A 1782-nucleotide genomic window follows, 5' to 3' on the forward strand; every position below is an offset into this window, starting at 1 on the left:
CCGGCCGATTCGGCGTCCGGCCGATCTCCTGTGCCGGATCGGCCAGAGGCTGGCCTCCCACCGCTGCGCCCGATCGGCCAGGGGGCTGGCCTCCTACCGGGGGTGTGTGACCTGCGTGGCCCTTCCACCTTTCGGCCCCGGGCGGTAGCCTTCCTGACACGGCTCGCTGCGGGGATCGGCCTCGGGCCCGAAAGGAGGCACATGAACCTGGACTGTTTCAAGGCGTACGACATCCGCGGACGGGTGCCGACCCAGCTGAACGAGCGGGTGGCGTACACCATCGCGCGGGCCGTTGCGGAGGAGCTGGGGCCGCAGATGGCCATCGTGGGGCGGGACGTGCGCCTCACCAGCCCGGCGCTGGCGGCGGCGGTCATCGACGGGCTCTCCGCCGGCGGCTGCAACGTGGCCGACATCGGCCTGTGCGGCACCGAGGAAGTCTACTTCGCCACCGCCTACTACCGCGCCGGGGCGGGGATCATGGTCACCGCCAGCCACAACCCCATGGACTACAACGGGCTCAAGATCGTGCGCGAGGGCGCGCGGCCGGTGAGCGCCGACAGTGGCCTGGAGGCCATACGCTGGCGGGCGGAGCAGGGCGGGTTTACCCCACGGGTGCGCGGGCGTACCGGACGTCTGTACCACCGCGAGGCCTACATCCGCCACCTGCTGAGCCTGGTCGACCCCGAGGTGATGCCGCCGCTCAACCTGCTCGTGAACCCCGGAAACGGCGGAGCCGGCCCGGTCCTGGACGAGCTGGACGCGCATCTGCCGATCCAGCTGATCCGCGAGAACGCCGAACCCGACGGCAACTTCCCCAACGGCATCCCCAACCCCATGCTGGAGGAGAACCGCCGCTTCACCAGCGACGCGGTGCTGTCCTTCGGCGGCGATCTCGGCCTGGCCTGGGACGGCGACTTCGACCGCTGCTTCTTCTTCGACTCGCACGGCGAGTTCGTCGAGGGGTACTACATGGTCGGCCTGCTGGCCGAGGCCAGCCTGCGCGCGCAGCCGGGGGGCGGGCAGGGGACCCGGGTGGTGCACGACCCGCGCCTCACCTGGAACACCATCGAAATGGTCGAGGCCGCCGGCGGCGTACCGGTGCAGAGCAAGGCCGGCCACGCGTTCATGAAGGAGAGCATGCGCCGCGAGAACGCCGTGTACGGCGGCGAGATGAGCGCCCACCACTACTTCCGCGATTTCTACTACTGCGACTCCGGCATGCTGCCCTGGCTGCGCGTGGTCGAGCTGATGGGGCGGCGCGAGCAGTCCCTGCGCGAGATGGTGCGCGAACGCATGGAGCGCTTCCCCTGCAGCGGCGAGATCAACTTCCGCGTGGACAACATGATGGATGCCATCCACCGCGTCATGGTCGCCACCGATGCCCGGTCCGGCCACATCGACCGCACCGACGGCATCAGCGTCGAATTCCCCGAATGGCGTTACAACCTGCGCGGCTCCAACACCGAACCCCTGCTGCGCCTCAACGTCGAGACCCGCGGCGACCGGCGCCTCCTGCGCCGCCAGGTGGAACACATCTCCGCCATCATCGAAGCCGGGGAATAACCCCTGATGCCCGATCGGCCAGGGGGCTGGCCTCCTACGGGTGCCCCGACCGGGTCGGCGGGCCCCGGCGGATCGGCGGGCACGGCCCGTAGGAGGCCGGCCCTCCGGCCGATCTGCCCCGGTGGGTCGTCGGGCCCCGATCGGCCAGGGGGCTGGCCTCCCACGCCACCCGGTCGTGGCGGATCGGCCAGGGGGCTGGCCTCCTACGCCACCCGGCCG

At 70.9% G+C, this 1782-nt stretch carries 1 protein-coding gene; it reads left to right on the forward strand.

Going from position 1 to position 1782, the window contains the following annotated elements:
- Window positions 1-201: 201 nt before the first annotated feature.
- A complete protein-coding gene (locus tag D893_RS13665) occupies window positions 202-1563 on the forward strand; it encodes a phosphomannomutase (protein WP_110620084.1) in 1362 nt (453 codons plus the stop codon).
- The last annotated feature ends 219 nt before the right edge of the window (window positions 1564-1782 follow it).

Origin of the sequence: Thioalkalivibrio sp. ALE21, assembly GCF_003208255.1 — a bacterium.
Lineage (GTDB): Bacteria > Pseudomonadota > Gammaproteobacteria > Ectothiorhodospirales > Ectothiorhodospiraceae > Thioalkalivibrio > Thioalkalivibrio halophilus.